Source organism: Shewanella sp. 11B5, from assembly GCF_002836795.1.
GTDB lineage: Bacteria > Pseudomonadota > Gammaproteobacteria > Enterobacterales > Shewanellaceae > Shewanella > Shewanella frigidimarina.
Genome location: NZ_PJAP01001043.1, coordinates 1 through 2,529 on the forward strand (window position 1 = coordinate 1; position 2,529 = coordinate 2,529).

General features: G+C 33.1%; 4 protein-coding genes. 1 reads left to right on the forward strand and 3 read right to left on the reverse strand.

The genetic code is table 11. The annotated features are described in order from the left end of the window. A partial coding sequence (locus CXF78_RS20050) for an N-6 DNA methylase (protein ID WP_180957229.1) occupies positions 1–1,580 on the reverse strand: 1,580 nt, incomplete at its 3' end. Between the two features lie 269 nt (positions 1,581–1,849). Here CXF78_RS20050 and CXF78_RS21970 point away from each other — a divergent pair. After that, positions 1,850–1,966 (forward strand): helix-turn-helix domain-containing protein, encoded by a 117-nt coding sequence (locus CXF78_RS21970; protein WP_145991587.1) that lies wholly within the window; start codon positions 1,850–1,852, stop codon positions 1,964–1,966. 93 nt (positions 1,967–2,059) lie between these two features. Here the strand turns inward: CXF78_RS21970 and CXF78_RS20055 are convergent, their stop codons facing one another. Further along, the gene (locus tag CXF78_RS20055) at positions 2,060–2,275 is read right to left on the reverse strand and encodes a hypothetical protein (RefSeq protein WP_102037748.1); all 216 of its coding nucleotides are present in this window, start codon (positions 2,273–2,275) and stop codon (positions 2,060–2,062) included. 17 nt (positions 2,276–2,292) lie between these two features. Next, on the reverse strand, positions 2,293–2,529 hold a 237-nt coding region (locus CXF78_RS21700), incomplete at its 5' end, for a hypothetical protein (protein WP_102037749.1).

The following is a 2,529-nucleotide window of genomic DNA, read 5'->3' on the forward strand; positions in this document are numbered from 1 at the left end:
GAAAGGATAAATAATATTTCAGAGCTTGGCGCTGTTATATAATTGCAGGAGTTTCCAACAACACAGTTTTCAGGGATAATACAAAAAATAAGTCTTCTTTCCTGTTTCATATATGAACATTGCCTTCCAATTATTCTTTGTTTTTTGTAAGCGCTACCTTTTGGTTTTAAGGATAACTGCTTATTAAATTCATTTATGTCTGCAAAGAGAACTCTAGTTGAATCAATATCAATTTCTGAATAGCGACCTATGTTCTCACCTCTTATAATTCTTATTGGTGATGGGGTTGATGACATTACGGACTTATTTATGCTTTGGTCTAGTTCTCCACGTAAATTTGAAACACTCTCAATTTCTGAAAGTTTTACAAGTTTTTGTAGTTTTATATAAAGTTGTATTTCTTCACCGTTAATTCTAGGTATAGGGTAGCCAAAATTCTTTAATGAAGTTAGGCTCTTTGTTATAATTTTTTTACTTCTGACATTGTCATTTAATACTTGTATTTCATCGCAACTGGAATTAGGTATGATATTGATTATTGCAAGAGGCTGATTAACTGTCTCAAATCCTGTATTTGCTTCGCTTATAAAATGGATTTTATGTAAGCTTTTTTTAATAATTAACTCTTCTCTAAAGGATGACTGGGCTTTACTGTTAAGCCAACCGCAAGGGCCTAAGTAAACAAGAACTTCATCTTTAGGTACTTCATTTGTGCACAGTTCAAGAAATACACTTGACCACTCCGTCACTTTGCATTTAGAGCCTAATATACGGGTGATATTATCTATGCTTAACTTGTTTATCTCTTTTTTCTTAATTATATGATGATCTAGGTAGTCGAGCATTGTTTCTTTATTTGTTGTTATGCTTCTTTCAACTTTTAGTTTCCCATAAGGAGGGTTTATTATAATGCTACCTAGTGGTAGCTTCTTAGAGGACATATCTTTTTTCTTACCAAAGAAATCTAATGAATTAGATTCTATTATTTCAATTTCTACATTTAGGCCTAATGATTCGTTTAACTTTTTTAAACCTTCCCTACATATATTTGCTGCAAGGGGATCAATCTCAATACCAATTATTTTTATTAATTTTTTATTATTTATCTTTGCTTGCTCTAAGCAGGCGGCTAATAAGTTTCCTGTCCCGCAACATGGGTCAATAATAATTTTACTTTTACTTGCTTCAAGTACATCTAAAGCCATTTCTCTAGCAATTTTTATTGGGGTATAGAATATTCCATATTCCTTTGACACAGCAAGATTATTTTTTACATTTGTCTTTGTTGTGTCAGAAAGTAGTTTAAAATACCCTTGTTCAATTATTTTGGAAACATAAAAATAACTTTCTAAAGAGTTAATTTCCCTGAGGTGTTTCTTGACTAATTTTTTTGTTATGAATACGCTAAATGCAAATGCTTTGATAGAATTAATTGACAGCGCACTAGAGTTTAAAAAATCTTCAAAAAGAGTACCTTGAATAATCTTTTTCATCTTTTCTTCGGTATCGAAAAGGATATTGAAATTTTCAAATTCTTCTTTGATCAAGTTAGATCTAGTTGATGATGCTTTTTTGTTCAATTTTATGCTCGTTATTGCGTTTAAAGGACTGTATAATTATACAGTTATTTGTGCGTTCTAGAATAAAATTTTTTGATAGAAATTCTTATTCTAGAACTTTATGCTTTGTTTACAATCGTTATGGCCTTTCTTCTTATCACCTTTATACTCACTTTATTATGCTATCAGTGACTTATAGTCCATTGTTTGACCTTTATAAATCAGCGAAAATCGGCCTCAATAATTAATTTAGACATAAAATCGTAAAACTCAAATATGTAACTGCTTTAATGTTCAAAAAGATAAGAAATGAAGCTGATTTTAGTCAAGAGCAATTGGCTAGGAAGTCTAGCATTGATCGCACTTACATTTCAGGAGTAAAGCGCTGTTCGCAATATCACCCTTGATTCACTTGATGGGCTCATTGTGCATTAGGTGTGACGTCAGAAGAGTTTGTTTGTAGATTGCATATAGAGTTGAGAAATCAGAGGTCCAGCCAATCAGTTTGATTTGCTCTCATAGTTATCTGCTGCCTTACGAGCCGCATCAATTGCCATCTTAATATCAAACTCTAAGCCTGAGTCTAGGCATTCATCATTCTTGCTTATAGACCAGCTAAAACCTTCGTTGTGTTGGTCTGGATTGGGTTCAACATATATTTCATAACCTTTATATTCATCCTCAAAAGGTAGAGATGTGCTTGAGTCATTATCCATGATGTCATCCTTAGGGTTTAGTGTGCAGAGGCTAATTTGTTTAAGTATGCCATTAGTTTCGTAGGGCTTTCTGTTGTAAACACTACTTCGCTATCTTCACCTGTGTTAATTTCTGGTTCACTATCGGTGCCTTCGTTTATAGCCGTCATCACAACATAACGTTCCTCTGATTGCTCGCGGTCATCAGGAGTTTCATAGTCTACCCACAGGACAAGGTACTGAATACCCACTTTAAAGAAAAAGCTAGGACTCAT

Bases quoted from the DNA above. Each gene is read 5' to 3' on its own strand.
- CXF78_RS21970 (WP_145991587.1), top strand. From the start codon at position 1,850: ATGTTCAAAAAGATAAGAAATGAAGCTGATTTTAGTCAAGAGCAATTG.
- CXF78_RS20055 (WP_102037748.1), bottom strand. From the start codon at position 2,275: ATGGATAATGACTCAAGCACATCTCTACCTTTTGAGGATGAATATAAA.